The sequence below is a fragment of the Nannocystis bainbridge genome, assembly GCF_028368995.1.
Taxonomy (GTDB): domain Bacteria; phylum Myxococcota_A; class Polyangia; order Nannocystales; family Nannocystaceae; genus Nannocystis; species Nannocystis bainbridge.
In genome coordinates, this window is the sequence record NZ_JAQNDL010000001.1 from 2,393,054 (window position 1) to 2,419,372 (window position 26,319).

22 protein-coding genes are annotated in these 26,319 nt (G+C 69.8%); 3 read left to right on the forward strand and 19 right to left on the reverse strand.

Annotation, left to right across the window (positions count from 1 at the left end):
- Position 1 precedes the first annotated feature (1 nt).
- From POL25_RS09360 to POL25_RS09450, 19 genes are all read right to left on the reverse strand, one after another.
- On the reverse strand, positions 2-2,017 hold the full coding sequence (locus tag POL25_RS09360) for a heme lyase CcmF/NrfE family subunit (RefSeq protein WP_272085585.1): 2,016 nt from the start codon (positions 2,015-2,017) through the stop codon (positions 2-4).
- Positions 2,018-2,037: 20 nt separating this feature from the next.
- Complete coding sequence (locus POL25_RS09365) at positions 2,038-2,457, reverse strand: cytochrome c maturation protein CcmE domain-containing protein (protein WP_272085586.1); 420 nt, start codon at positions 2,455-2,457, stop codon at positions 2,038-2,040.
- Between the two features lie 6 nt (positions 2,458-2,463).
- A complete protein-coding gene (gene moaA / locus POL25_RS09370) occupies positions 2,464-3,528 on the reverse strand; it encodes a GTP 3',8-cyclase MoaA (RefSeq protein WP_272085587.1) in 1,065 nt (354 codons plus the stop codon).
- A 160-nt stretch (positions 3,529-3,688) separates the two neighbouring features.
- Positions 3,689-4,237, reverse strand: coding sequence for a cytochrome C oxidase subunit IV family protein (locus POL25_RS09375; RefSeq protein ID WP_272085588.1), 549 nt, complete (start codon positions 4,235-4,237; stop codon positions 3,689-3,691).
- A gap of 22 nt (positions 4,238-4,259) precedes the next feature.
- Complete coding sequence (locus POL25_RS09380; protein ID WP_272085589.1) at positions 4,260-4,946, reverse strand: cytochrome c oxidase subunit 3 family protein; 687 nt, start codon at positions 4,944-4,946, stop codon at positions 4,260-4,262.
- Positions 4,947-4,985: 39 nt separating this feature from the next.
- Positions 4,986-6,629, reverse strand: coding sequence for a cytochrome c oxidase subunit I (gene ctaD / locus POL25_RS09385; protein WP_272085590.1), 1,644 nt, complete (start codon positions 6,627-6,629; stop codon positions 4,986-4,988).
- 32 nt (positions 6,630-6,661) lie between these two features.
- Positions 6,662-7,690: a cytochrome c oxidase subunit II gene (coxB, locus tag POL25_RS09390; protein ID WP_272085591.1), complete on the reverse strand. Its 1,029-nt coding sequence runs from the start codon at positions 7,688-7,690 to the stop codon at positions 6,662-6,664.
- 23 nt (positions 7,691-7,713) lie between these two features.
- On the reverse strand, positions 7,714-8,553 hold the full coding sequence (locus tag POL25_RS09395; protein WP_272085592.1) for an SCO family protein: 840 nt from the start codon (positions 8,551-8,553) through the stop codon (positions 7,714-7,716).
- A 17-nt stretch (positions 8,554-8,570) separates the two neighbouring features.
- The gene (locus POL25_RS09400; RefSeq protein WP_272085593.1) at positions 8,571-9,374 is read right to left on the reverse strand and encodes a hypothetical protein; all 804 of its coding nucleotides are present in this window, start codon (positions 9,372-9,374) and stop codon (positions 8,571-8,573) included.
- 17 nt (positions 9,375-9,391) lie between these two features.
- Positions 9,392-10,648, reverse strand: a complete 1,257-nt coding sequence (locus POL25_RS09405; RefSeq protein WP_272085594.1) for a hypothetical protein — start codon at positions 10,646-10,648, stop codon at positions 9,392-9,394.
- A gap of 2 nt (positions 10,649-10,650) precedes the next feature.
- A complete protein-coding gene (locus POL25_RS09410; RefSeq protein WP_272085595.1) occupies positions 10,651-11,289 on the reverse strand; it encodes a c-type cytochrome in 639 nt (212 codons plus the stop codon).
- 1 nt (position 11,290) lies between these two features.
- Positions 11,291-11,836: a DUF3341 domain-containing protein gene (locus POL25_RS09415; RefSeq protein WP_272085596.1), complete on the reverse strand. Its 546-nt coding sequence runs from the start codon at positions 11,834-11,836 to the stop codon at positions 11,291-11,293.
- A 2-nt stretch (positions 11,837-11,838) separates the two neighbouring features.
- A complete protein-coding gene (gene nrfD / locus POL25_RS09420) occupies positions 11,839-13,251 on the reverse strand; it encodes an NrfD/PsrC family molybdoenzyme membrane anchor subunit (protein ID WP_276593720.1) in 1,413 nt (470 codons plus the stop codon).
- 15 nt (positions 13,252-13,266) lie between these two features.
- Complete coding sequence (locus tag POL25_RS09425) at positions 13,267-16,530, reverse strand: Fe-S-cluster-containing hydrogenase (RefSeq protein WP_272085597.1); 3,264 nt, start codon at positions 16,528-16,530, stop codon at positions 13,267-13,269.
- Between the two features lie 24 nt (positions 16,531-16,554).
- The gene (locus tag POL25_RS44190; RefSeq protein WP_272085598.1) at positions 16,555-17,208 is read right to left on the reverse strand and encodes a cytochrome c3 family protein; all 654 of its coding nucleotides are present in this window, start codon (positions 17,206-17,208) and stop codon (positions 16,555-16,557) included.
- 447 nt (positions 17,209-17,655) lie between these two features.
- On the reverse strand, positions 17,656-18,138 hold the full coding sequence (locus POL25_RS09435; protein ID WP_272085599.1) for a c-type cytochrome: 483 nt from the start codon (positions 18,136-18,138) through the stop codon (positions 17,656-17,658).
- 19 nt (positions 18,139-18,157) lie between these two features.
- Positions 18,158-18,868: an SCO family protein gene (locus POL25_RS09440; protein ID WP_272085600.1), complete on the reverse strand. Its 711-nt coding sequence runs from the start codon at positions 18,866-18,868 to the stop codon at positions 18,158-18,160.
- Positions 18,865-19,851, reverse strand: a complete 987-nt coding sequence (gene cyoE, locus POL25_RS09445) for a heme o synthase (protein ID WP_272085601.1) — start codon at positions 19,849-19,851, stop codon at positions 18,865-18,867. Before cyoE ends, POL25_RS09440 begins: the two co-directional genes overlap by 4 nt.
- On the reverse strand, positions 19,848-20,336 hold the full coding sequence (locus POL25_RS09450) for a hypothetical protein (protein ID WP_272085602.1): 489 nt from the start codon (positions 20,334-20,336) through the stop codon (positions 19,848-19,850). The genes cyoE and POL25_RS09450 overlap by 4 nt, the downstream gene beginning before the upstream one ends.
- A 127-nt stretch (positions 20,337-20,463) precedes the next feature.
- On the opposite strand from POL25_RS09450, the gene POL25_RS09455 reads away from it, so the two are divergent.
- The 3 genes from POL25_RS09455 to POL25_RS09465 all read left to right on the forward strand — a co-directional run bounded on the left by POL25_RS09455 (position 20,464) and on the right by POL25_RS09465 (position 26,246).
- Entirely contained in the window at positions 20,464-21,393 is a 930-nt protein-coding gene (locus POL25_RS09455) for an alpha/beta fold hydrolase (RefSeq protein WP_272085603.1), read from the forward strand.
- 324 nt (positions 21,394-21,717) lie between these two features.
- Complete coding sequence (locus POL25_RS09460; RefSeq protein ID WP_272085604.1) at positions 21,718-23,100, forward strand: rhomboid family intramembrane serine protease; 1,383 nt, start codon at positions 21,718-21,720, stop codon at positions 23,098-23,100.
- Positions 23,097-26,246 (forward strand): serine/threonine-protein kinase, encoded by a 3,150-nt coding sequence (locus POL25_RS09465; RefSeq protein ID WP_272085605.1) that lies wholly within the window; start codon positions 23,097-23,099, stop codon positions 26,244-26,246. The genes POL25_RS09460 and POL25_RS09465 overlap by 4 nt, the downstream gene beginning before the upstream one ends.
- Positions 26,247-26,319: the final 73 nt, after the last annotated feature.

The following is a 26,319-nucleotide window of genomic DNA, read 5'->3' on the forward strand; positions in this document are numbered from 1 at the left end:
CTCAGGCGTCCTCTCCCGGCCCGTCGCTCTTGCGCGTGCCGACGCAGATCAGCGAACCCGCGAGCATGACGGCGAAGCCGAACCAGATCCAGTTGACGAGCGGGTTGATGTAGAGGCTCATCTGCGTCCAGCCGGTGGTCATGTCGACCTCCTGGATCGAGACGTACACGTCCTCGCCGAAGGTCATGTAGCGCGAGACCTCGGTGGTCGGCTGCTCGGGCAGCTGGAAGTACCACCAGCGGGCCGGCAGCAGGGTGGTCTTGTGGTCGCCGCCCTTGAGCACGGCGATGTGGGCCGTGATCATCTCTTTCTGCCAGTCCTCGGTCGCGCGCAGGCCGTCGTGGCGGATCACGTACTCACCGAGCTCGGTGGTGTCGCCGGGGCGCAGCGTGGTCTTGCGCTCGATCTTGTAGGCGTTGCCGGCCCAGCCGAAGAACATCAGCACGATGCCGAGGTGGACGATGTAGCCGCCGTAGCGCCGGCGCGCGCGCAGGACCAGGCCGATCATCGCGTCGAGGAGGCTCTGCGGGCGCTGGCGCCGGCGCAGGGCCACGCCGCGGTAGAACTCCTGGACGATGGTCCAGAAGGTGAAGGCGCACAGGCCGAAGCAGGCCAGGCCCCACGGCGAGCCGAGGCCGATCGCCAACAGGGCGATCACCGTGACCACGCCGGCGATCAGCGGGCCCATGAACTGCTTGATGAGGTTGACCTGCGAGGTCTTGCGCCACGCCAGCAGCGGACCGACGCCGGTCAGCAGCAGCAGCGCCAGGCCGAGCGGGCGCATGTAGCGGTTGAAGAACGGGGCGCCGATGGTGACGCGCTCGCCCGGGTCCTGCCAGGCGAGCAGGTCGGGGTAGCGCTCGGCGAGGACCATCCGCCACTCGGTGAAGGTCGGCCACATGGTCGCGCCGAGCACGAACAGCGCGGCGACCAGGAACAGCCAGTTGTTGACCAGGAACGCGAACTCGCGCGACAGCACGCTCTCGAGCTCGCCGCGCGAGCGCAGCAGCGGCAGGCGCCAGATCACCAGGCCGAAGCTGAACAGCACGATCACCAGCATGAAGGCGCCGAAGGTCCACGCCAGCACCGGGTCGGCGCCGAAGGCGTGCACGCTCTGGACCACGCCGCTGCGGGTCATGAACGTGCCGACGATCGTCAGCAGGAAGCTGACGACCACCAGCGACACGTTCCACACCTTCATCATGCCGCGGCGCTCCTGGATCATGATCGAGTGCAGGAACGCGGTGACGGTGAACCACGGCAGCAGGCCCGCGTTCTCGACCGGGTCCCAGGCCCAGTAACCGCCCCACCCCAGCTCCTCGTAGGCCCACAGGCCGCCGAGGATGAGGCCGAAGGTCAGGAACATCCACGAGAACAGGGTCCAGCGGCGGACGCTGCGCTGCCACGCGGCGTCGACCTGGCCGGTGATCAGCGCCGCCATGCCGAACGCGTACGGCACCGCCAGCGAGACGTAGCCGAGGTACAGGCTCGGCGGGTGCACGATCATGTAAAGGTTCTGCAGCAGCGGGTTCAGGCCCTTGCCCTGGGTCGGGATGTCCAGCATGTAGACGCCGAACGGGTCCTTGATGAACAGCAGCAGCCCGGCGAAGAACGCGGTGATGACCGAAAGGACAGCCGCGGCGTGCGGGATCAGCTCGCGGTGGCGGTTGCGGTTGGCGTGCAGCGCCAGCGAGGCGAACAGGGTGTGCAGCAGGACCCAGAACAGCATGCTGCCGTCGAGCCCGCCCCAGAACGACGTGATCTTGTAGAACAGCGGCATCGCGGCGTCGCTGGTCTTCTGCACGTACTGGATCGAGTAGTCGCCGGCGATGAACCCGTAGATGATGAGCGACGAGGCGAACGCCGCCAGGGCGAAGCTGGCGTACACGCCCTGCAGGCCGGCCTCGATCAGCCGCTCGGACCGACGCGCGGCGCCGAGGGCGGAGAAGCCGGTGCTGGCCAGGCTGAGCACGAAAAGCAGGAGGATCGAGGCTGTACCGAGGGTAGCGATGGACATGAGAGCTTCCTTGGGACAGGTCAGCGACCGTTCTTGCTGGGATCGGCGGAGGGCCGCTCCTCGTACTTCGAGGGGCACTTGGCGGCCATCTCCTCCGACTCGAAGCGGCCGCCCTGCAGCTCGCCGGTGAGGATGACCTCGCCGCCCTCGGCGAAGGTGTCGGGCACCATGCTGGTGAAGTGCACGGGCATGCGCCGACCCTCGCGCTCGATGTCGAAGGTGTAGTCGCCGGCCTCGCCCTTCTTCTGCTTGACGGTGCCGGGCACCACGGTGCCGTGGACCTTGATCATGCGGCCGCTGTACATGGCCGGGTTGTCGACGACCTTGTCGACGAAGATGTAGTCGAGCACGCCCTCGCCACTGCTGGTGCTGACGAGGTAGAACACCGCGCCGCCGACGAAGAGACCGATGAAGACCTTGGACGAGACGGGCAGCGCCATGATGGATTAGCCTCCGATGCTGATCATCGCCTTGTCCGGGCCTCCGTGGCCATCCAGGGCGAAAGTGTGACCCGCCTGCTTGAACCCGAGGACCGCGCGTACGCGCGCCGCGAGGGCGACCGGGCCGGCGGATCGCAGGACCGAGCGTAGATCGCCGGCGTCGTCGCGGGCGAGACAATTATGCAGCGATCCTGCGGCAGACAGCCGCAGCCGATTGCAAGAGGCGCAGAAGTTCTCGGTCATGGGGGCGATGACGCCGACGCGGCGGCCTGCGTGAGGGCCGGAGGCGACGCGCCAGTACGTCGCAGGGCCGAGGCCGCGCACGCCCTCGCCGCTGTCGCTCACGAGCGGCGCAGCGGCCGCGTCGGCGATGCGTTCGCGGATCTCCGCAGCCGGCATCAGCTCACCCGGGACATAGAGGCGGCCGGCAGACATCGGCATGACCTCGATGAAGCGCGGCACGTGGCCGCGCTGCCACGCCCACAGCGCGAGCTCGCCGAGCTCGCCGTCGTTGAAGCCGCGGATCGCCACGGTGTTGATCTTGATGTTCTCGAAGCCGACGTCGCCGGCAGCGTCGAGGCCGGCCAGCACCTCCGACAGCACGCCCCGGCGGGTGATCGCGGCGAAGCGCGCGGGGTCGAGGCTGTCGAGGCTGACGGTGAGGCCGCGCAGGCCGGCGCGACGCAGCGGCCCGGCCAGCTCGGCGAGCCGGGCGCCGTTGGTGGTCAGGGCGACATCGATCGGGATCGCCGCCAGCGCCTCGACCAGCTCGACCAGGCCGCGGCGCACCATCGGCTCACCGCCGGTGAGGCGCACGCGCTCGACGCCGAGGCCCGCGAACACCTGGACGATCGTGGCGACCTCCTCGAGCGTGAGCAGGTCGGCGCGCGCGAGCCGGTCGATGCCCTCCTCGGGCATGCAGTAGGTGCAGCGGTAGTTGCAGCGGTCGGTCAGCGAGACGCGCAAGTAGCGGATCCGCCGCGCCTGCGGGTCGACCAGAGTCCCCGGCAGGGAGGGCTCTCCGACCACCCCGGACGGCGGCCGCGCGGTGCGGAGTTGAACCAGGGTCATGCGCCGACAACCTGCTGCGACACCTTCATGTTACCACAGGTGCGGGCAGCGCCCGCCGGGGCCGAAAGCGGGCTCGGCCACGTGGCGGCCCCTGTAGCGGGCGGCCCGTGGCCGAGTTCGTCGGCCTCGCGCGCGGCGCGGGCCGAACTCGTGATCCGGCTCAGTGCGCTGCGGCCTTGTGCTCGGCCTTGGCCTCGGCCTTGTGCTCGCCGCCACCGTGACCAGCGCTGTGCTCGCCGCCACCATGACCGCCGCCGTGGGCTTCGATCTCGGCGAGGATCTTGGCGCGCCGCTCGGGCACGTTGTCGACGCCGACCGGGAGGCCCTTGCCCTCGTTCGTCTGCTCCTTCCAACGGACGAACGTCTCCTGCTCGTCGTTGAGGGCGTCACGGCTCTTGAGGTCGAACATCGTGAAGCCGAAGAAGATGCCGACGAAGATGATGGTGCCGAGGAAGACGAACAGGTGGAACTTGTCGTCGTACTTCAGGTGCATGAAGTAGGCGACCACCAGCGTCGCCTTCACGAAGGCGACGACCATCGCCACCGTGAGGCTGGCGGGGCCGAGGTCGGCGAACGAGACCGCGAAGGTCAGGCCGGTGAGGACGAACAGGGCGCCGATGACGCCGTTGTACGTGCTCATCGGCGAGATGTGCTCGTGGACCTCGTGCGGGTGCTCGACCGGCTGACCGTTGAGAAAGACCTTTGCCATGACAATCAACTCCGGGCGAGGGTCACTTGACCAGGTAGAGGAGCGGGAAGAGGAAGATCCAGACCAGGTCGACGAGGTGCCAGTAAAGGCCGGTGTTCTCGATCGCCACGTAGTTCTTGGCGCTGAACTCGCCGCGTCCGGCGCGGATGAACATCCACAACATGATGGCGAGGCCGATCACGACGTGCACGCCGTGGAGGCCGGTCATCAGGAAGTAGACGCCGAAGAAGATGTGCGGCAGGCCCTCGATCTCGTAGCCGTGGAGGTGCGCCGAGTAGAACTTGCCCGGCAGCATGCCGTGCTCGAACTTGGCGCTGTACTCGAAGTACTTGACCACCATGAAGATGCAGCCGCACAGCATGGTCAGCACGAGCATCAGGCGCAGCTTCTTGGCGTCGCCGAGCTGGATCGAGCGGACACCGAGGGCCATCGTGTACGACGAGGACAGCAGGACCACGGTGTTGATGCCGCCGGCCCACTTGCTGAGGTGCTCGTGCGCCTCGAGCACCATCTCCGGGTAGAACATCCGGAGGATGAAGTAGGCGAGGAACAGGCCCGAGAACATCAGGATCTCGGTGGCCAGGAAGAGCCACATCCCGAGCTTCGCCGAGGCCGTCTGCTGGCCCATCGTGTCGAAGTGGTGGGCCAGGTGCGGGTTGTGCTCGTCGTCGTCGACGTGGGCGGGCGCGTGGGCGTGATCGTTGCTCATGGCTTCGTACCCCGGTGAAAACTCAGCGTGGAGAGGCTCTCAGTGATGGAGGGCGCCGGCCGACTTGTCGATCTCGGGGAAGTCGTAGGGGCTGCCATGGATGTGCGGGGTCTCGTGGAAGTTGTGCTCGATCGGCGGGCTCTGGGTCTGCCACTCGAGGGTCACGGCGCCCCACGGGTTGGACGGGGCCTTGTCACCCTTCCACAGCGAGTGGAGCAGGTAGATGAGGGTCCACAGCAGGCCGAGCGCGAGGATGTACGAGCCGATCGTCGAGACCTGATGCATCACCTGGTACTCGGGCAGGTAGGCGTAGTAGCGCCGCGGCATGCCCTGGTGGCCCAGGAAGAACTGGGTCATGAAGGTGACGTTGAAGCCGACGAACACCAGGAGGCAGCCCCACTTGCCGGCGGTCTCGTTGAACATCCGGCCGGTCATCTTCGGCCACCAGTGATGGAGGCCGCCGATGAAGGCGACGACGGTGCCGCCGACCATGACGTAGTGGAAGTGCGCGACCACGAAGTAGGTGTCGTGGAGGTGGACGTCGATGGCCAGGGTCGACAGCGGCAGGCCGGTCAGGCCGCCGACCGTGAAGGTCCACAGGAACGCCATGCCGTACCAGCAGGCGGTGTTGTACTGGATGCTGCCGCCGTACAGCGTCGCAACCCAGGAGAACACCTTGATGGCGGTCGGCACGCCGACGGCGAAGGTCAGGAAGCTGAACAGCACGCCCGCCAGCTCGGACTGACCCGAGACGAACAGGTGGTGGCCCCACACGACGAACGAGATGACGGCGATGGCGACCGAGGACAGCGCGATGGCCTTGTAGCCGAAGATGTGCTTGCGGCTGTGGACCGTGATGATCTCCGAGATGATGCCGAAGCCCGGGAGGATCATGATGTAGACAGCCGGGTGGCTGTAGAACCAGAAGAAGTGCTGGAACAGCACCGGGTCGCCGCCCATCGCCGGGTCGAAGATGCCGATCCCGAGCGACCGCTCGACGATGAGCAGCAGCAGCGTGATCGCCAGCACCGGCGTCGCCAGCACCTGGATGACCGCGGTCGAGTAGATCGCCCACACGAACAGCGGCATCCGGTTCCAGTTCATGCCCGGCGCGCGCATCTTGTGCACGGTGACGACGAAGTTCAGGCCGGTGAGGATCGACGAGAAGCCGGCGATGAACACGCCTGCCGTCGCGGTGATCACCGCTGTCCCCGTACTCGTCGAATACGGCGTGTAGAACGTCCACCCCGTGTCGAGACCGCTCGTCAGGATGGCGACGATCAGGAACACCGCCGCGACCGAGTAGACGTAGAAGCTCAGCAGGTTGAGCCGCGGGAACGCCACGTCCTTGGCGCCGAGCATCAGCGGCAGCAGGAAGTTCCCCAGCGCCGCCGGTACGCTCGGGATGATGAACAGGAACACCATGATCGCGCCGTGCAGCGTGAAGACCTGGTTGTAGGTCTGGGCGCTCATGAAGTCCTGGTCCGGCGTGAACAGCTCGGTGCGCAGGACGATCGCCAGGATGCCGGCGATCAGGAAGAAGAACATGACCGACGCCAGGTACATCAGGCCGAGCCGCTTGTGGTCGACGGTGACGAGCCAGGACATCAGGCCCCGCTTCGAGACCAAGTAGCTCGGCTCGACGGCGGGGTGTGGGTCTTGCGACTGGACAGCAGTGGACATGGGAAACTCCGTGGAGTGCCGCGGGCGACGCGTTACTTCTGGGCCTTGATGTAGGCGATGAGCGCGGCGATCTGCTTGTCGTCGAAGCGCCCGGCGAAGCTGGGCATCTGCGGGCTGAAGCCGGACACGATCTTGGCGTTGGGCTCGAGGATCGACTCGCGGATGTAGTTCTCGTCGACGGTGATCGTGCTGCCGTCGGCCAGGGTCTCGGTCTTGCCGAACAGACCCTTGAAGCTCGGGCCGGTCTTGACCGTGCCGTCGGTGGTGTGGCAGCTCGCGCAGCCGCCACGGGTGACGACGCGGGCGCCGAAGTCCTCGGCCGTCTCGGCGTCGCCCTGCTTGAGCTCGCAGGCCTTGGCGAGCACCGCCTGGTACTCCTCCTGCGGGACCACGTGGACGCGGCCGACCATGCTCGAGTGCTCGTCACCGCAGTACTCGGTGCACATCAGCGGGTACAGGCCCGCCTTGGTCGCCTCGAACCAGAGCACCGTGTAGCGCCCGGGGACCACGTCCTTCTTCAGGCGGAACGCCGGCAGGTAGAACGAGTGGATGACGTCGACCGAGGTCATGGTCAGGCGCATCGGCTGGCCGACCGGGACGTACAGGTCGTTCGTCAGCGAACAGCCCTTCACCTCGGGGTACTCGATCGTCCACGACCACTTCTGACCCGTCACCCGCACGTCCATCGCGTCCGGCGGCGGGGTCACCTGCTTCATGTATTCGACCTCGCCCCAGATGAACAGGATGACGAAGAAGACCGTCGGGATGGCGCTCCAGATGAACTCGAGCTTGCCGTTGTGGGTCAGCGGCGAGGTCTTGGCGTGGCCATGGGCGGGCTTCTTGTACTTCCACATGAAGTACGCCTGGACCCCGATCATGCCGACGAAGGCGACGCCGCAGAGGATCCAGAAGAAGATGTAGAGCGTGTCGAGCGCCTCGGCGTTGGCCGAGGCCGCCGGCAAGAGGCTCCACGGGGAGTCCGACATCGGCGGCGTGCCCGGGTTCGAGGGCGGCAACGCTGCTTCCGCGGCGGCAGGGGCGATCAAGAGCGAGAAGAGCACGGGGTTACCTCCGCAGGACCCTGTCAGGTCGTGGCCCGGCGTTCGCGCCGCCAGTACACGAGCAGGGTTGTTCCGATCAATAACACAGTCACGGCGCCCGCGATGCGCATGAGACCGAACGCAAACGGGCCGTAGCGACCGAGGGTCGCATCGTAGTGAAAGCAACTGAGGATGAGCCGGTCGATGGTGGTCCCGACGCGACCCTCGCTCGCCTCGATGAGGCCGAACTTCAGGTCGCTGGGGTTGTACGACAGGCCGTAGACGTAGCGGGCGATCTTGCCCTCGGGGGACAGGAACGCGATCACCGCCGGGTGCGCGTACTGGTCCTGCTCCGGGTCGTACGTGTACGAAATCCCGAGCTGGGCCGCGAGCAGGCGGACGTTCAGAGCGTCGCCGGTGAGGAAGGCCCAGTCGGCGTCATCGCCCCGGTTCAGCGAGTTCAGGTGGTTCTGCCGCTTCGGTGCGGCCAGCTCCGGCGTCTCGCGCGGGTCGATGCTGACGGTGACCACCCGGAAGTGCTCGTCCCCCGGCGTCCAGTCGAGCTTGTGCAGCGCGTCGGTCAGCTCGTTGAGCTGGACGTTGCAAAGCACCGGACAGCGGAAGTAGTTCATCGTCACCAGCACCGGCCGCTTGCCGTCGAGGTAGTCCCCGAGCGTGACCCGCTTGCCGGTGTGGTCGACGAACGCGAGGCCGCGGTCGACGTCGAGGCCGAGGTGCTCGTCGACGTCGATCGCCGTCATCGCCGGCGCCAGCATCTGGTTGCTGCCCGCCTCGCGCGCCTCACCGGGCGCAGCGCGCACGACCGCGGCCGACCCGAGGGCCAGCGCGGCGGCGAGACATGCTGCGGAGATCCGGCAAGACATGGCGACGACTCGACGACTCAGTGGGCAGGCGCCGGCGCGGGCGTGGTCTTGCCCGGGTCGCTCTTGGCGCCGACCGGCTCGACGGTGCCGCCGGGCGCAGGCTTGCTGCTCTCGGACTGGCCCTTGTCGGCGTTGATCGGCATGGCCTCGTCCTTGGTGCCCGGGGGCAAGTTGGCGGGGGCGCCCTCGGCCGGCTTGGCGGCGCCGTCAGCCGGCGCAGCAGCGGCAGCGCCCTCGGCCGGCGCGCCCGCAGGCGCGGTGCCCCCGGCCGGCGCGGTGCCCTCGGCCGGCGCGGTGCCGTCGGCCGGAGCCGCGGCACCCTCGGCGCCCGGGACCGCGGGCGCGGTGCCGTCGGCCGGCTCACCGGCGGGCGGCGTGCCCGTCGGCGCGGCGGCCTTCTGCCCGCCCGCGGCGACGTCGTCGGGATGGACCCACCCGGCCGGCGCCGCGAAGGCGCCGATCTTCTCCGGCTTGGCGAGGATCAGGTCGCGCGCCGAAGCCAGCGGGATGTAGTTGTAGCGAGCGGCGACCTTGCCGTTGGCGTCGGTCAGCACGTCCTCGCCGGCGCCGCGGGTCCGCGCGTCCATGTCCGCCCGGTACTTGGCGAGCAGGCTCGAGCCCTCTTTGCCGCGCTCGGCGGTGAGGTCGCGGGCCTGGTCGTTGAACAGCTGCACGCAGGTGACCAGCGACAGCAGCGTCAGCGCGCCGAGGCCCCAGATGATGTTGAACAGCTCGCGCGTCGGCGGCGCGTCGAGCTCGTGGCCGCCGCCGTGGCCGTGGCCGGGGCCGTGTGAAGTGGAGTCGTGGTGATGCTCGGTCATGACTGCCTCCGCTCCGCTCAGAAGTTCTCGAACTGGATCGACTCCGCGATCCGCGGGTCACCGGTCGGGACCAGGGCCTTGCGGCCGAGCGCCCAGGTGAAGCCGGCGATGAACACGCCAGCCACGCCGAGCAGCGCCAGGAAATCGACCGGGCCGATGTGCAGGTGCATCACGTGGTCCGTGCTCTCCTGGGCGTGGTGGTGCGCCAGGACCGGCTGGACCAGCCAGTACATGTCGACGACCTCCATGAACAGGATCCACACCGCGGCCAGCGTCAACGGCAAGGCGTTGCGCTTGGAACCGCGGGGCAGCAGGAAGAAGAACGGGATGAAGAAGCGGCCGCCGGCGAGCAGGAAGGTCAGCGGCAGGAAGTCGTCGGCGATGCGGTAACCGAACCACATCGTCTCTTCCGGGATGTTCGCGTACCAGATCAGGAAGTACTGGCTGAACGCGATGTACGTGTAGAACACCGTGAAGCCGAACAGGAACTTGCCGAGGTCGTGGAAGTGCTCGGTCGTGACGACGCCGCGCAGGTAGCCCGACTTGTGCAGCAGGATGATCGTCAGCGTGATGAACGCGAAGATCGAGAGGGCGCTGCCGGCGAAGTAGTAGACGCCGAACATGGTCGAGAACCAGTGCGGGTCGAGCGACATCAGCAGGTCGAACGCCGCGAAGGTCAGCGACAGCGCGAACAGGAACAGCGCCGGCGCGGCCCAGAACCGCATCGAGTGCGCGGCGCGCATGCCGGCCTCGGGGTTGCCGTCGGAGCCGGTGCTCTTGCCGTAGAAGAACGCCGAGAGGCCCGTCCAGACCACGAAGTACGTGATCATGCGGTACAGGAAGGACGTCTCGTTGAGGTAGCCCTTCTTCGCGTTGAGCATGAAGTCATGCTCGACCGCGGCGACGTCCGTCCAGTGATAGAGGTCGTGGGCGCCGAGGAAGATGATCGGCAGGCCGAGGAGGCACATCACCGGCAGGGTGATCATGGCGTTCTCGGCGATCCGGCGGACCGCGATCGACCAGCCGGCGCGGACCAGGTGCTGGACGATGACGAAGAACAGACCGCCGAGGCCGATGGCCAGACAGACCATGTAGGCGACCAGGTAGGCGTACCAGAACGCGTGGCTGTCGCCGTGCGAGGTCGCCCAGGCGCCGCCGATGCCGGCGGCCCCGATCAGGAGGCCGATGATCGGCATCTTGCGCCACATCGAGCCGGCCGGGATGTGGACCTGATCGGCCGGGATGACGAACGGCTTGTCGTGAGCGTGGCTCATGGCTACTTGGCCTCCTCGGGCGTGCGCGCGACCTGCAGCGTGCGGACCCACACCGAGATCGCCCAGCGGTCTTGCGCCGGGATCTGGGCGGCGTACGGCATCATCGTGCCCTTGCCGTTGGTGATGACGTCGAAGAAGTGGCCGAGCGGCATGGCCCGGATCTGCGGGTCGTTGAGGTTCTTCGGAGCGACGCTGAAGCCGCCGCCGCGCTGAGTCGCCACGCCCTGGCCGCCGCCCGTGTAGTCGTGGCAGGGCTGGCAGTAGATGTTGTAGCGCTCCTCGCCGCGGGCCATCAGCTCGGTGCTGAGCTTGATCGCCGCCGGGAGACGGTCGAGCAGGCGGCCGTCAGGGCCGCGGCCGCGGTACAGCTCGTCGTCGTCGTGCAGCTGCCCGACGGCCACGGTGCCGGCCAACGGCAGGCGCGCCGCCCTACCCTCGCACTGGTTCGGGTTGTGGGCCTTGGCGCAGTCGACGGTCTGGAAGAACTCGTTGACCTCCTGGGCGTCGAAGCGCTGCTGGAAGTCCATCTGGTTGATCAGGTGGACCGGGGGCAGCTCGGACCGGTTGCCCTGACAGCCCGCGAGGGCGCCGAGCGTACCGAGGCAGAGGGCGATGGCCTGGATCTGGTTCGTGCGTGCCATGTCAGTCCTCGACCTCCTCGATGTGCAAGGCGCCGGTGCGCTCGAGCAGCTCGCGGGTCTTCTGCGGGTCGTACTTGGGGTCGCGCGCCTCGATGGCGATGAAGAACTTGTCGTCCGTGTGGCGCAGGAACCGCTCGCTGTTGAACAGCGAGTGGTACCACATGGGCAGCCGGTTCAAGCCCAGCATGCCGAACACCGCGCCGAACGACGCGAACAGCACGCCGAGCTCGAACGTCACCGGCACGAAGGCCTGCCAGCTGAAGTACGGCTTGCCGGCGATGATGATCGGGTAGTCGACCGTCGAGGTCCACCACTGCAGCAGCATCGCCAGCGAGGCGCCGGTCATGCCCATGGCGAACACGATCCACGGCAGCACGCTGGGACCGAGGCCCATGGCCTTGTCGAGGTTGTGCACCGCGAACGGCGTGTGCGAGTCCCACACCTTGTAGCCGGCGTCCCGGACCTGCTCGCACGCGTGGTAGACGGCGCGGGCCGTGTCGTACTCGGCGAGCAAGCCGTAGGTCTTCTTCTTGATGGGCTTACTCATGGCTAGTGCTGCTCCCCGTGCGAATCACCGTGCGAATCACCGTGGTAGTGCGGGTTTGCGATCGCCATCACGCTCTTGACCTCGCCGATGGCGACGGTCGGGAGGTAGCGGACGAACAGGCAGAACAGGGTGAAGAAGAGGCCGAAGCTGCCGACCAGGGTCGACACGTCCCACACCGTCGGCGAGTAGTAGTCCCAGCTCGACGGCAGGAAGTCGCGGTGGAGCGAGGTCACCGTGATGACGAAGCGCTCGAACCACATGCCGATGTTGACGAAGATCGAGAGGATGAACAGCCACACCACCGAGCGCCGGATCCGCTTGAACCAGAAGAACTGCGGCGAGATGACGTTGCAGCTGACCATGATCCAGTAGGCCCACCAGTAGTCACCGAACAGGCGGTTCTGGAACGCGAAGCTCTCGTACGGGTTGCCCGAGTACCAGGCGATGAAGAACTCCATCGCGTACGCGTAGCCGACCATCGTGCCCGTCAGCAGGATGATCTTCGCCATGTTCTCGAGGTGCTTGACCGTGATGATGTGCTCGAGCTTGAACCAGGCCCGAACCGGCAGCAGCAGGGTGAGCACCATCGCGAAGCCGGAGAAGATGGCGCCGGCGACGAAGTAGGGCGGGAAGATCGTGGTGTGCCAGCCGGGCAGCTGCGAGGCGGCGAAGTCGAAGGACACGATCGTGTGCACGGAGAGCACCAGCGGGGTGCTCAGACCGGCGAGGATCATGTAGGCCTTCTCGTAGTTGAGCCAGTGGCGCGTGGACCCGCGCCAGCCGAGCGAGAACAGCCCGTAGGCGAAGCGCCGGATCGGCGTCTTGGCCCGGTCGCGCATCGTCGCCAGGTCGGGGATGAGGCCGACGTACCAGAACAGCAGCGAGACCGTGAAGTAGGTCGAGACCGCGAACACGTCCCAGAGGAGCGGGCTGCGGAAGTTCGGCCACATCTCCATCTGGTTCGGCAGCGGCAGCGGCCAGTAGATGAACCAGGGGCGACCGGTGTGGAACGTCGGGAACTGCAGCGCGCAGATGACGGCGAAGATCGTCATCGCCTCCGCGGCGCGGTTGATCGACGTGCGCCACTTCTGGCGGAACAGGAACAGAACCGCCGAGATGAGCGTCCCGGCGTGGCCGATGCCGACCCAGAACACGAAGTTGACGATCGCCCAACCCCACGCCACCGGGTTGTTGAGGCCCCAGATGCCGGTGCCCATGTAGAGCAGGTAAGCGATCGAGATGAGGTACACGCCGAGCAACATCACCGACGGGATGAACGCGATCCACCAGCGGCTGCTGGGGACCTCGATCGGCCGCGCGACGGCCTCCGTCACGTCGTGGAAGGTGACGTGGTCACCCTCGACGAGTTCCATGCGGCCGGTGATCGGGTCGAGTTCGTCTTTGTACTGAGCCATGTGCGTCACCTGGGCTTAGTGCGCCGGGGCGTGGTCGGCCTTGTGCTCGGCGGCAGCACCGTGGGGTGCGGCAGCAGCGGGCGCGGCGGCCGGCGCCGGAGCGGACGGAGCGAGCTCGGTGTTGGGGTTGCGGATCCGGCCGAGATAGGTGGTGCGCGGCCGCGTGTTGAGGTCGGAGAGGACGCCGTAGTGCCGGATGTTGGCGCGGAGCTGCGAGACCCGAGTGGTCGGGTCGGCGACATCGCCGAACACGATGGCCTGCGAGGCACACGACTGCTCGCACGCCATGACGATGACGCCGTCCTTGACGGTGTCCTCGCCCGCGGTGTGGGCCTGGATCTTGGCCTCTTGGATCCGCTGGACGCAGTACGAGCACTTCTCGATGACGCCGCGGAAGCGCACCGTGACGTCCGGGTTCTTCTGCATCCACAGCAACTTCTCGTCGTCGCTGTTGATCGGGTCGCGGTTGAAGTTGAAGAAGTTGAACCGCCGGACCTTGTACGGGCAGTTGTTGGCGCAGTACCGCGTGCCGATGCAGCGGTTGTACGCCATGTCGTTCAGGCCCTCGGGGCTGTGCGCGGTGGCGGCCACCGGGCACACGTTCTCGCACGGGGCGGTCTCACAGTGCTGGCACAGCATCGGCTGGACGACCGCGGCCGGGTCCTCCTTGGCGCCGCTGTAGTAGCGGTCCAGGCGGATCCAGTGCATCTCGCGGCCGTTGGCGACCTGGGCCCGGCCGACGACCGGGATGTTGTTCTCGGCCTGACAGGCGACGACGCAGGCGCTGCAGCCGTTGCACTTGTTGAGGTCGATGACCATGCCCCACTGCTGCTTGCCGACCATCGCCGGCGCGCCGAAGTCGGGGTGGGTGTTGTGATCCCACAGCGAGACCAGCTTGTCGGCCGCCATGAGGTCGCCCTTGATGGCGAACTCGCGGCCGGTGGCCTTGAAGTGGTCGACGGTGGTCTCGCGCACGATCGGGCGCTCGGGGTAGCCGCGGCCCGGATTCAGCAGCTTGGGGTCGTGGTCGTCGCGCGTCGACGCGGTGTCGATCGCTGGCGACAGCGAGCCCCAGTCCTGCGTCGAGTAGATCTTGCGCTGACCGCCGGCCTTGCTGACGTCGCCGCCCTGGACGAACCAGAGGTTGGCGGCCGACTGCAGGGGGTAGACATCGATGCCCGAGCCGTTGGCGGCGAGGCCGATGTTCTCGCGGCCGTAGCCGAGCGCGAGCGAGACGGTGTCGTCGGCCTGGCCCGGGGCGATCCAGATCGGGATCTGGATCGAGCGGCCGCCGACGCTGACGGTCACGAGGTCGCAGTTCTCGACGCCGAGCTTGCGCGCGGTGTCGATGCTGACGTAGGCCGCGTTGTCCCAGGTCAGCTTCGTCATCGGGTGCGGCAGCTCCTGCAGCCACCCGACGTTGGCGAACCGACCATCGGCGACCTTGGGGTCGATGTGGAAGTTGATCTCGAACTTGCTGGCGGTGAAGTCGGCCGCCTTGATCGCCTCGGCGACCTTGGCGTACTCGCGCGGGATCGGGTTCTGGCCCGAGCGCGGGACGCCGTGGACGACGCCGTCGTGCAGCCAGCGGCGCCAGACCTTGTCGGACCACATGGCGCCGAGGGCCTTCCGCCAGTAGCCCTGGACCAGGCTGTAGCCGTCGACCTGAGCGTCGCTGGCGATCCAGGACAGCAGCTCGAGCGCGCTCTTGCTCTGGTGGAGCGGAGCGATCAGCGGCTGGACGATCGAGATGGTGGCGTCGGCCGCCTCGAGGTCGCCCCACGCCTCGAAGTAGGTGGTCGCGGGCAGGTGCCACGCGGCCAGCTTGCCGGTCTCGTCGTTGTAGAGGCCGTGGTGGATGAGCGTGACGCCCTTGAGCTTGCCGGCCAGGTCGAGCTCGCCCGGGGTCTCGTAGACCGGGTTGCACTCGACGACCAGCACGGTGTCGATGCCGGCGCCGAGCGCCGCCGCGAGCGCGGTGACCGGCTCGGCCACCACCGCGGTGTCGTCGTGGCGCAGGCGGACGCTGCTGCCGACGTTGCCGAGCATGACGTTGATGAGCAGGCCGAGCGCGTGGACCCACGCGGGCTGGCGCTCGCCGACGATCACGAGGCTGTGCGCGTCGCGGGCGTCCTTGGCCGCCAGCAGGTCCTTGGCCAGGACCTTGACGAACTGCTGCTCGGCGTCGGTGAGGGTGACGGCCGGCAGGCTGCCCAGCACCGCCTCGGCGCCGCTCGGCGCCTTGGTGCTGCCCTTGATCTCGTTCATCAGCGCGACGAGGACCGCGCCGACCTGGCTGGCGCGCATGCGCAGGCGGTGGTCGGCCTGGGCGCCGGTGATGCTGAAGTGCGGCTCGACGACGTAGAGCCGGTTCATGCTGGCGGCGTCGTCCTGCGAGTGGACGTCGCGGCCGGCGGCGAACTCCCGCTGGAGGCGGACGCTGTCTTGCTCGCCGCACAGGAAGTCGGAGTCGGCCGAGAAGATGACGCGCGTGCCGGCGGGGGTGACCTGGCCGCCCGCGCTGCCCTTGCCCTGGATGTGCGAGGTGAAGCGGGTGCCCGCGCCACACAGCATCTCGGCGCCGGCGTCGGCGTTCTGCGAGCCGACGACGTCGCCGTTGTAGAGCTTGGCCTTGGGGAAGTTGGTGGTGAAGGTCTTGACGGCCTCACGCAGCGACGGCGACAGCACCGTCGGCAGCACGACCGCGAGCCCCTGGCCGCCCTTGCCGCGCAGCGCCTTGAAGGTCGCGCCGAGCTCCTCGGTGGCGGTGTCCCAGTCGGTCGCCTCCTGCACGTCGCCGTTGCGCTTCAGCGGGGTCCGCGAGCGCGCCGGGTCGTACAGGACCATGACGCTGGCCTGGGCCCACGAGTCGGTCGCGCCGAGCGAGCCGCTGTGGCGCGGGTTACCCTCGACCTTGGTCGGGCGCCCGTCCTGCGACTCGACCAGCAGGCCCTGCACGGTGCCGCCGACCTGGTACGCGGTGGCGTAGAAGACCGCCTGGCCGGGGATGGTGTCCTCGGGCCGCTTGCTCAGCGGGACGATGTGCTCGACCGGCTTGCGCACGCACCCGGCCGAGACCAGCGCCGTCGAGGCGCCGACGAGGCCCATGAACTTGCGCCGCGCCAGCGAGGTCGCGGGCACGAAGCTGGTGCCGCCGCCGCTCTGCTGCGCGCTCGCGTCCTTGAGGCCCGGGAACTCGTCGTGCTGCGGGGCCAGCGTGCCGTCGTGATCCGCGAGGCTGCGCCAGTATGCCTTGAGGTTGTCGGTGGACTTGGTCATGCGAAAAACCTGTCTGGCGGCGGGTTAGCGGTGGCACCCCGAGCAATGCTCCGGCGGGTTGACGTCGCGCTTGCGCTTCGGATCCTTGGCGGCGTCGTACGCCTTGCCGTCCGTGGCGGGGTCCCACGCCATGTTGGTGATCTGATCGACGGGCCGGAGGTTCGGCTCCGGGTTGCGGTGACACTCGAGGCACCAACCCATCGACAGCGGCTGGTCCATCTCGACGATCGTCATCTGATCGATGCGACCGTGGCAGGACGAGCAGCCGACGCCCGCCGCGAGGTGCGGGCGGTGATCGAAGAACGCGAAGTCCGGCAGCTGGTGGACGCGCACCCACGGGATGGTCTCGCCCGTCTCGAAGCTGTCGCGCACGAGCTTGAGCCGCGGGCTGTCGGTCTTGACCAGCGAGTGGCAGTTCATGCAGGTCGCCGCCGGGGGCACGGCCGCGACGGCGGCGCGCTCGACCGTGTTGTGGCAGTAGCGACAGTCCATGCCCATGTCACCCGCGTGCAGCTTGTGGCTGAACGGCACCGGCTGGATCGGGCGGTAGCCGACGTCCGTGTACTTCGGCGAGAAGTAGTACCAGACGAAGCCGACGAGGCCGGCGAGCGCGAAGGGGCCGAGCACAGCGACGGCGAGCGGGATGTTGTTGGTCCAGCGGGGAAAGATGGCCGGCACTTCAGTTCACCCTCTTCTTAAAAGGTCCAGGGAGGCCGCAGGGACCCCCCGTGCTGGGACGTGTTCGTGGCGCGACATGAAAGCAGCGAGAAACGACCAGGACCCTTGTTTCGCGGCGCACCCTAACAGCACCGCGGGCGCCAGTGCAACAGTCGTGAGCGGGCCCGAGGTCGAATGCGCCGGCAAGTTTCGCGGCATTTCGTATGGATTGTGAATGACGGGCTCGGCGCCGCCGACCGGTGCGACCGCGGGTCTCAGTCCGGGCGGTCGAGCGCGGCGCTGCGGCGCGTACAGGTGTTCGCAAATCGCAGATCCGAGGCGCGGCCCGGGCGACATGTGCGGAGGCACAAGAGACCCGAAGTGCGATCTCTCGAAGGCCGCTGAGGCGGCTTTTCGGCTCGCCGTATGCGTCTGCGTCGCGAGACCGGGACAGCGGCGATTCGTCGCTCACGGCGCCGTCGCTGCGGGCGCGCTGGCCTGCTCGCGCCAACGCGGAGAGAAGGTTTTGATGTAACTCACCACTGCGCGCACGTCGTCGTCGCGCAGACCACCCCACGCAGGCATGCCCTTGTCGACCTTGCCGCGCTTGATGGTATTGGCGAGGTCGCCATCGGTCGGCAGTTCGTCGCCCGGTGTCGACTTATAAAGGAAGTGCGCCGCCCGAAAGTCCCGTGCTTCGAGGTTGCGCGCCGCCGGGCCGTTGCCGCCGCCGTCGTAGCCGTGACACGAGGCGCAGTAGCGGTTGAAGAGCTTCTGCCCGTGATTGAGGGTTTCGGCCGGGATGTCGACGCCGCCCAGCCGCTGCGCCTCGGCAAACGGCGGAGGCCCCGCTTCGCAGGCCAGCAGCAGGCAGGACGCGACGAAGAGGAATCGCCGGACCGGCAATCCAGCGACCACAATCGCCGTGTTGAATTTGATGTTCAATGTCATGAGTCGGAATTGAACACCGTCACGGAGACCGGTTGCAGCCCCCGGACCGCTGGCGCATCTCCCGGAGGACGTGCTGCGAGCGATGGAACACCTCGTCGAGGCCCAGCTCGTCGTCGCTGCTGTAGTAGCCGCGGATGTTGCCGTCGCCGTCGATGAGCACGAGCTTGGTGGTGTGCGCGATGTCGATCATGCCCGACGGCCCCGTCCGCTTGTCCATCGCGGTGGCGAACCCGCCGACGACGAGCTTCTCCATGGCCTCGTAGGGCCCGGTGACGAAGCGCCAGCGGCTCTCGTCGGCGCCGAGGTGGCCGGCGTAGGTCTTGAGCACCGCCGGCGTGTCGGTCTCGGGGTCGACCGAGAAGCTGATCAGCTTGACGGCGTCGATGCCGTGCTGGACGTAGCGCTCCTGCAGGCCCAGCATGGCCCGCGAGATCTTCGGGCACGTGCTCGGGCACGAGGTGAAGATCAGGCCGGCCACCCACACCTGCCCGCGCATCGACTCGGGCGTGAACGGCTGGCCGTCCTGGTCGACCAGCTCGAACGCCGGCAGCTGCGACAGCACCGGCGGCGGCTCGGGCACGTGGCGGGTGCACGGGCGCATGGCGGTGACCAGCACGAAGCCGGCCACGGTGGCGAAGTGCCACGGGTACTGCATGAACTTGCGGCGCAGCCAGCCGCCCTCGACCATGCCAGGCAGCTCGGGCTCGCGGGGCTCGGGGCCGTCGCTCATCGCAGCACCACGTCGAGCACGAGGCCCACGATCAGCGCCGGCAGGTAGATCAGCGAGGCGAAGAAGAACTGCCGCGCCCACCGCATCTCGCTGGCGCGGTCGCCGAAGGCGCGCAGGCCGGTGCAGGCCCAGCCGAGGAAGCCGAGGCTGAGCAGCAGGGCGAGCGCGCAGTAGAGCGGACCGGTGAGGCCGATCACGCTCGGCAGGATCGAGATCGGCAGCAGCAGCATCGACCACAAGAACGCCTGCACGCGCGCGGCCGACTCGCCGCGGACCACGGACACGCAGCGGATGCCGGCGCGCGCGTACTCCTGGCGGCGGAACAGCATGATCGCCAGGAAGTGCGGCATCTGCCACACCAGCAGGATCAGGAACAGGGCGATGCCGCCGAGGTCGAGCCGGCCGGTCACCGCGGTCCAGCCGAGCAGCGGCGGCGCGGCCCCCGGGAACGCGCCGATCAGCAGCGCCAGCGGCGTGCGGTACTTGAGCGGGGTGTACACCAGCACGTAGCCGACGGTGGCCCACAGCGTGAGCAGCAGGGTCAGCGGGTTGGTGAACAGCGACAGGGTCGCGACCGAGGCCAGCAGCAGCGCGGCGGCGAAGCCGAGGCCGGTCGCGGAGGACATGCGGCGGGCGGCCAGCGGGCGGTCCTTGGTGCGGGCCATCAGCGGGTCCCTCGCCCGCTCGAGCCACATGTTGAAGGCGCTGGCGGCCGCGACCGCGAGGCTGGCCCCGACCACGCCGGCGAACCCGGCGGCGAAGCCCGGCGAGCACCAGCCGTCGGCCACGGTCTCGGCCGGGAACGGCGCGTCGTCCGACTGCAGCGCCAGCCAGGCGGCGCCGGCGGCCGTCATGGCGCACATGCGGGTGACGCCGGGCTTGGTCAGCTCCCACAGGTCGCGGCCCGGGGTGTGGCGCTTGCGCTTCGGCGCGGGGATGTCCGAAGGGACATGTTCCGAAGGACTGGCGGTGTCGTGGCTCACAGTTGCACCGCCTTGCCCTCGTTGCGGCAGAAGCTGTCGAACGCGCGGTAGGCGTCGGCGCAGGCGCAGTCCTTGGTCCGCTTGCACTGGGTGCCGCGCTCCTTGCAGGTGAGGAACACCCACTTGCCGTCCATGCTCTCGCTGGCGGGCAGCTTGGCGCAGCCCTCCTTGCGGTCCTGGCTCTTGAGACAGTGGAAGATGGCCTGCTTGACGCCGTGGTTGCACATCACCGCGGTCGCGTCGCACTGCTTGTGCCAGGCGATGACGGCGTCGATGCAGCCCTCGGCGTCGAGCGACTTGCCCTTCTCTTCCATCACCGGGAACACCGCCTGGACCACGCGCTCGCCGTGCACGTAGGCCCGGTGCATCTGCCAGGTCATCAGGCCGCCGAGCGCGAAGATGCCGATCATCACGGTGCGCAGGCTGAGGCCTCGCGACTGCGTCTCCGGCCGCGGAGGACCGGCAGAAGGGTCAGGGCTTGTCACGGGCGCGACGCTAGCCGCCGAGGCCGGGGCGGTCAACGGCGCGGCGACCGGCGGTCGCACCCTCCGGGCACGCCGTCCGGCGCCCGTGTGGATCCTCCTATGTCCCCGTGCTATGCGGCGTGGCGCGATGCTCGGACATTTCTGGACGATCGGGCCCAACCTGCGACACCGCCTGCTGCCCCACGCGGCGCCGGCGGCGACGCCGTGGTCCACGACCTTGCAGGACCGTCGGGTCGGCGAGGTGCGCCTCACCGGGGCGCTCGCCCGCCTGCCCGGCGCGCAGGAGCTGGTGGTCCTGGTCCACGGGCTCGGCGGGGCGATCGACAGTTCGTACGTCATCAAGGCGGCGCGGGCGGCCGCGGCGGTCGGGCTCGACAGCCTGCGCCTGTCGCTCCGCGGCGCCGACCGCAGCGGCGAGGACTTCTATCACGCGGGCCTCGTCGACGACCTCACCGCGGCGCTGCAGAGCCCTGCGCTCGCCGACTACGCCCGCGTGTACGTGATCGGCTTCTCGCTCGGCGGACACATGACCTTGCGCTGGGCGATGACACCGAGCGACCCGCGCGTGCGGGCGGTCGCCAGCGTGTGCGCCCCGCTCGACCTGGCGGCCGGCTGCGCCGCGATCGACCACCCACGCGCCGCCCTGTACCGCGGCCACGTGCTGGCCGGCCTGCGCGAGATCTACGCCGCCGTCGCCGCCCGCAGGCCGGTGCCGACGCCGCTGCCGCTGATCCACACGATAAAGACCATCCGCGCGTGGGACCGCCTCGCGGTCGTGCCGCGCCACGGCTTCTGCAGCGTCGACGACTACTACGCCAGCGAGAGCGCCGGCCCGCGGCTGCGCGCCCTCGCGCTGCCCACCCTCATCGTCGCCGCGCACGGCGACCCGATGATCCCCGCGGCCACGGTCGCGCCCCACCTCCACGACCTCCCCGAGCACGTCAGCGCGCGGTGGGTCCCCGGCGGCCACGTCGGCTTCCGCGCCGGCCTCGATCTCGGCATGGGCGACGCGCCGGGCCTGGAGCCGCAAGTCCTGGCCTGGTTGCGCCGCCAGTGAGCGACTATGCTGCGGGCCGCCGTGCCGCCCGCCCCGCCGCATCCTGGCCCGTCTGGAGCCCGATCCGCCGGGGCAGCGGGGCCGCTCGAAGCCGCTTCGAACATGCCCCTCGGGACAGGTCCTGAGGGCCAGGCAGGACCGTCCGGGGCGACTTCCTCACCCATGTCCCTCGGGACAGGTCCCGGAGGACAGGCCGGTCCGCCCGCGAACATGTCCCTCAGAGCAGGTCCTCGAGGACAGGCCGGTTCGGCCTCGTCTTCCAACCTGTCTTTCAGGGCAGGTCCAAGAGAGTCGAGGCTCGCCCCTTCCGCCTCGGCCTCCAACATGTCTCTCGGGGCAGGTTCCAGCGCTCGCGCCCCGCGCCCGCCCGACCTGCTCGCCCCGCACCTGCCGCGCGAGACCGAGCCCGCGGGGCCGCCCGACCTGCTCGCCCCGCACCTGCCGCCGGTGACCCGCCAGCTGAGCCTGCGCCCGCCCGACCTGCTGCCGCCGGGCGCCGGTCCCGGGCCCGTGCCGCCGGCCGCCCCGCTGTCGGCGCAGTGCCCGGCCTGCAGCCTGCACGCGCTGGTCGCGGTCCACCTGCGCCGGGCCGCGGGCGGGCGCTGGCGGCAGCTCGGCGCCCGCGAGCGACCTGTCCCCGAGGACCTGACCCTCGATACATGTCCGGTGTGCTTCGGGGTGTGGCTCGACCACGGCGAGCTCGACCAGCTCGGCGACGCCGAGGTCGACCCTGCCTTCCTCAAGACCGTGGTCGGTCGCTCGGCCGGCCGCATGTGCCCGCGCGGCCACGGCTTCATGAACGAGCACCTGCTCCCGGGCATGCTCCGGACCCCCGTCGACCGCTGCCCGCGCTGCCGCGGGATCTGGCTCGACGGCGACGAGCGCCACGCCCTCGCCCGCTCGACCACCCCGTCCGGCCAGGAGGACCCCAAGGTCCTGCTGGCCAAGCGCGGCGTCCAGTGGGCCGCCCAGGTCCTGACCCAGCTGCCGATCGAGGTCGACAACCCGCGGCGAGGGATCCCCTGGGTCGTGCTCGGCCTCGGCGCCCTGCTGCTCGGCTGCTACGTCGCCTCGGTGCTCGGCCTCGTCTACGCCCGCGAGTACGCGCTGGTGGCCGGCAAGGTGCTCGCCGAGCCGGCGCGCATCTACACCGTCCTCACGCACACGCTGTTCCACGCCGACTGGTTCCACCTGCTGTTCAACCTCTACTTCCTGTACGTGTTCGGCAGGAACGTCGAGCACGTGTTCGGCCGCCGGCGCTTCCTCATCCTGTACTTCGGGGCAGGTGTGTTCGGCGGGCTGCTGCAGCTGGTCCTGACCCGCGCCACCGGCACGCCGGTGATCGGCGCCTCGGGGGCGATCGCCGGGGTGTGCGGCGCCTACCTGGTGACCTTCCCGCGCGCGCGGCTGCTGCATACGCTGCCGCTCGTGTACGTGCCGCTGAAGATCCCGGCGTGGATCTACCTCGGGGCGTGGATCGGCTTCCAGGCGGCGATGGCGGCCCTGTCCGACGCGCAGGAGTTCGCGTGGTCCTCCCACCTCGGCGGCTTCGCGCTCGGGGCCGCGCTCGCGCTGCCGGTGCTGCGCAGCGTCCGGCGCGAGGTCGGCGAGGCGGTGCGGGTCAAGTCGGCGGCGGCGATCTTCGGCAAGGTGCCGCGCCGGCGCGGGCCGCCGATCGTGGTCCAGCCGGTCCGGAGGTCGCCGTGAGCGAGACCTCGAGCCAGGACGAGGCGCCGACCCGGCTCGCGGTCACCGTCGCCGGCGAAGTCGACGAGCAGACCGCGTCCTCGTCGCCGGCCGAGCACGAGGCGCGACGGCTGCTCGCCGCCATGCCCGCGCGGCTCGGCCGCTACCGCCTGCTCGAGCGGCTCGGCAGCGGGGCGATGGGGGTGGTCTACGCGGCCCGCGACGAGGCGCTGGCGCGCAAGGTCGCGCTCAAGGTGCTGCTGCGCGGGAGCACGGCCGACCCGCACGCGCTCCACCGCTTGACCCGCGAGGCCCAGGCGATGGCCCGCATCGCCCACCCCAATGTGGTCGTGGTCCACGAGGTCGGCGAGAGCGACGGCCTGCTGTTCGTCGCCATGGAGATGGTCGACGGGGTCACGCTCGACCAGTGGTGCCGCCCGCTCGGCGGTCCGCGGCCGGACTGGCGGGCCCGCCTCGACATGTTCCTTCAGGCAGGTCGGGGCCTGGCCGCCGCCCATGAGGTCGGCCTGGTCCACCGCGACTTCAAGCCCAGCAACGTGCTCGTCGACGCCCGCGGGCGCGCGCGCGTGCTCGACTTCGGGCTCGCGCGCATCGACGGCGAGCGGGTCGAGGCCGGGGCCTCGATCGTCGCCCGCGGCTCGTTCGACGTCGAGCTGACGCGCAGCGGCACCATGCTCGGCACGCCGGCCTACATGCCGCCGGAGCAGTTCGAGGGCCGCCCGGCGACCGCGGTGAGCGACCAGTTCAGCTTCTGCGTCGCGCTCTACGAGACGCTCGCCGGGGTGCGACCGTTCGCCGGGCGCACCCCGTACGCGCTGCTGCAGACCATCCGCAGCGGCCAGGTCCGCCCGCCCCCGCGCGATGTCGAGGCGCACGCGGCGTTGTTCACGATCCTCCGCCGCGGCCTCGCCGTCGACCCGGCCCGCCGCTGGCCCGACATGCCGTCGCTGCTGCACGCGCTCGAGCGGGTGGTGCGGCCGCGGCAGGTGCGACGGGCCACGGTCGCGCTCGGCGTCGCCGCGGCGCTGGCCGGCGGGTTCGGCATCGCGGCGCTGTCGCTGCGCGGCGAGGCGCCGTGCGCCGCGATCCCGGAGCGCATGGTCGGGGTCGCCGACCCGGGCCGGCGCGCCGAGGTCCACGCGGCGCTGCTGGCCTCGGGCAAGCCCTACGCGGGTGCTCTGGCCGCCAGCGTCGACGCGGCGCTGACCGACTACGCCGCGGCGTGGACGCGGGTCGCGGTCGAGAACTGCGAAGCGACCCGGGTCGTCGGGGACCAGAGCGAGCCGATGCTCGACCTGCGCGCCGCCTGCCTCGACCGTCGGCTCGCCGGCCTCGGCAACGCCGTCGAGCAATTGCTCGTGCCAGGTCCGCAGGCCTCGCAGCGGGCCCTCGACCTCGTCGACGGCCTCGAGCCGCTAGCCCCCTGCTCCGACCGCGAGCGCCTCGGCGCCGTCCCGCCGCCGACCGACCCCGAGGCCCGCGCCCGCCTGGCCGCCGTCGAGCGCGACCGCGCCAGCGCAGCGACGCTGCGGGCCGCCGGGCGCGACAAGGAGGCGCTGGTGGTCGCCGAGGCCAGCCGCGCCGCCGCAGCGGACCTCGGCTTCGCGCCGGCGCTGGCCGAGGCGGCGCTGGCCGTGTCGCGCCTCGAGCTCGAGCTCGGCCAGCACGAGAACGCCGCCGCGCACCTGGCCGAGGCGACCACCGCGGCCGCGATCGCCGGCCGCGACGACCTGCTGGTCGACGCCTGGCTGGCGGCGATCTGGCAGCACAGCGTGCGCGGCGCCTCGCCCGACGTCACCGCGACGCTGATCCGCACCGCCGAGGTCGCGCTGGCCCGCGCGCGCGAGACCCCGCGGCTGGCGGTGCTGTTCCACAGCACGGTCGCCCACGCCTACCAGCGGCTGTCGATGCCCGACCGCGCGAGCGCCCACTACGAGGCCGCGCTGGCCCTGCTCGACGCGCCGGAGATCAGCGAGATCCAGCGCCTGCGGGTCCGCCTCAACCGCGCCACCCACCTGGTCGAGACCGACGGCGGCGAGCTGGCCGAGAGCACCCTGCAGGCCGTGCTCGCCGACTTCGAGCGCCTGCTCGGGGTCGGCCACCCGCTGACCTCGAACGTGATCTACACCCTCGCCAACCTGGCCGAAAAGCAAGGTCACATCGAGCGCGCGCTGGCCGAGTTCGAGAGGGCGCGCGCGATCAAGCTGGCCGAGCACGGCCCCGACCACCCGGGCACGATGCTGGCCGACGAGCGGATCGCGTCGGTGCTCGAGCAGCTCGGGCGCGAGGACGAGGCGCTGCGGATCTACGACGACCTGCTGGTCCGCACCCGCGCGCGCGACGGCGACCGCAGCACCACCGTCGCCCGCCTGCTCAACAACTCGGTCACCCTGCTGGTCACGCGCGGCGCCCTCGACCTCGCCCACGCGCGCGCCAGCGAGGCGCTGGCGATCGACAGCGCCTTGCTCGGGGACGACCACGCCGACGTGGCGATCAAGCGGGTCAACCTCGCCGAGGTGCTGTCGACCCGCGGCGAGCACGACGAGGCCGTGGCCCAGCTCGAGCGGGCGCGCGTGGTGTTCTCGCGCACCCTCGGGCCGGCGCACGAGTTCGTGGCGATCACCTGGAGCGCCGCCGGCATGTCGCTGTCGGCGCTCGGCCGCCACGCGGACGCCCTCACCGCCTTCACCAAGGCCCGCGCGCTGCTGGTCGACAAGTTCGGCGCCGACTACCCCGACCTGCCGACCCTCGACCTCGCGTTCGGCGAGGCGCTGATCGCCGCCGGGCAATTCGACGAGGGTCTGCAGCGGGTCCGCGACGGCGCCGAGCGGATCGGCGCGCTCCTGGGGCCGACCAGCGCCGCGGCCCTGCTCGCCCGCGGCCAGCTCGGCAATTGCTTCCTGCGGGCCCGCCGGCTCGATCGCGCCGTCGCCACGCTCGAGGCCGCCGTGCGCGACGCCGAGGCCGCCGAGCTCGACGCCCACGATCTCGCCGTGCTGCGCCTCGGCCTGGCGGAGGCGCTCGCGGCTCGTGGCGACCGCGAGCGCGTGCGGGCTCTCGCCGGGCCCCTCGCGACCTCGCTGGCCGCCGACGACCCGCTGCGCGCCGCGGCCGAGCGCCTGCTCGCCGGCCCGCGCCCGCGCTGAGCCGGCGGAACACTGTCATGCGCCCGCGAGGTCGGCGAGCGACATGTCCCCTGTGACATGTCCAAAGAGTCAT

Coding starts and splice junctions, on each gene's coding strand:
- POL25_RS09435 (WP_272085599.1), bottom strand. CDS start 18,138: ATGACATTGAACATCAAATTCAACACGGCGATTGTGGTCGCTGGATTG.
- nrfD (WP_276593720.1), bottom strand. CDS start 13,251: ATGGCTCAGTACAAAGACGAACTCGACCCGATCACCGGCCGCATGGAA.
- POL25_RS09455 (WP_272085603.1), top strand. CDS start 20,464: ATGCTCGGACATTTCTGGACGATCGGGCCCAACCTGCGACACCGCCTG.
- POL25_RS09410 (WP_272085595.1), bottom strand. CDS start 11,289: ATGGCACGCACGAACCAGATCCAGGCCATCGCCCTCTGCCTCGGTACG.
- moaA (WP_272085587.1), bottom strand. CDS start 3,528: ATGACCCTGGTTCAACTCCGCACCGCGCGGCCGCCGTCCGGGGTGGTC.
- POL25_RS09365 (WP_272085586.1), bottom strand. CDS start 2,457: ATGGCGCTGCCCGTCTCGTCCAAGGTCTTCATCGGTCTCTTCGTCGGC.
- POL25_RS09440 (WP_272085600.1), bottom strand. CDS start 18,868: ATGAGCGACGGCCCCGAGCCCCGCGAGCCCGAGCTGCCTGGCATGGTC.
- POL25_RS09405 (WP_272085594.1), bottom strand. CDS start 10,648: ATGAGCCACGCTCACGACAAGCCGTTCGTCATCCCGGCCGATCAGGTC.
- POL25_RS09400 (WP_272085593.1), bottom strand. CDS start 9,374: ATGACCGAGCATCACCACGACTCCACTTCACACGGCCCCGGCCACGGC.
- POL25_RS09415 (WP_272085596.1), bottom strand. CDS start 11,836: ATGAGTAAGCCCATCAAGAAGAAGACCTACGGCTTGCTCGCCGAGTAC.
- POL25_RS09360 (WP_272085585.1), bottom strand. CDS start 2,017: ATGTCCATCGCTACCCTCGGTACAGCCTCGATCCTCCTGCTTTTCGTG.
- ctaD (WP_272085590.1), bottom strand. CDS start 6,629: ATGTCCACTGCTGTCCAGTCGCAAGACCCACACCCCGCCGTCGAGCCG.
- POL25_RS09375 (WP_272085588.1), bottom strand. CDS start 4,237: ATGGCAAAGGTCTTTCTCAACGGTCAGCCGGTCGAGCACCCGCACGAG.
- POL25_RS09460 (WP_272085604.1), top strand. CDS start 21,718: ATGTCTCTCGGGGCAGGTTCCAGCGCTCGCGCCCCGCGCCCGCCCGAC.
- POL25_RS09395 (WP_272085592.1), bottom strand. CDS start 8,553: ATGTCTTGCCGGATCTCCGCAGCATGTCTCGCCGCCGCGCTGGCCCTC.
- POL25_RS09425 (WP_272085597.1), bottom strand. CDS start 16,530: ATGACCAAGTCCACCGACAACCTCAAGGCATACTGGCGCAGCCTCGCG.
- POL25_RS09380 (WP_272085589.1), bottom strand. CDS start 4,946: ATGAGCAACGATCACGCCCACGCGCCCGCCCACGTCGACGACGACGAG.